The organism is Ectopseudomonas oleovorans, assembly GCF_029845265.1.
Taxonomy (GTDB): domain Bacteria; phylum Pseudomonadota; class Gammaproteobacteria; order Pseudomonadales; family Pseudomonadaceae; genus Aquipseudomonas; species Aquipseudomonas oleovorans.
Genome location: NZ_JAOCLK010000115.1, coordinates 1 through 616, shown reverse-complemented (window position 1 = coordinate 616; position 616 = coordinate 1). Strand labels below are relative to the sequence as shown.

Annotated in this window: 1 protein-coding gene; it reads left to right on the top strand. The window is 66.7% G+C overall.

Annotated features, from left to right (window positions below; translation table 11 throughout):
- The coding region (gene istA / locus N5J71_RS22355; protein ID WP_279917669.1) for an IS21 family transposase at nt 1–616 on the top strand (616 nt) is incomplete at both ends.

The window sequence follows — 616 nt, the reverse complement described above, 5'->3', positions numbered from 1 at the left end:
CGTAACCCTGGCGCTGCTCTGGCAGGAGTACCGCCTGAGCCAGCCTCAGGGCTTTCAGTACAGCTGGTTCTGTGAGCACTACCGAGCCTGGCAGGGCAAGCTGGACGTGGTGATGCGTCAGGAGCACCGCGTCGGCGAGAAGCTGTTCGTCGACTATGCCGGCCAGACGGTGCCGGTTATCGACCGCCACAGCGGCGAGATCCGCCAGGCGCAGGTGTTCGTCGCGGTGCTTGGCGCGTCCAGCTACACCTTCGCCGAAGCCACCTGGTCGCAGCAGCTGCCGGACTGGCTAGGCTCGCATACCCGTTGCTTCGCCTTCCTCGGCGGCGTGCCGGAGATCGTGGTGCCGGACAACCTGCGCAGCGCGGTGAGCAAGAGCCATCGCTACGAGCCGGACATCAACCCGAGCTACCGCGATCTGGCCGAGCATTATGGCGTGGCGGTGGTGCCGGCGCGGGCGCGTAAGCCGCGCGACAAGGCTAAGGCCGAGGTCGGCGTGCAGGTGGTCGAGCGCTGGATCCTCGCCGCGCTGAGGAACCGCCAGTTCTTCTCCCTGGACGAACTCAACACAGCCATCGCGGCGCTGCTGGACAGGCTCAACCGACGACCGTTTCGC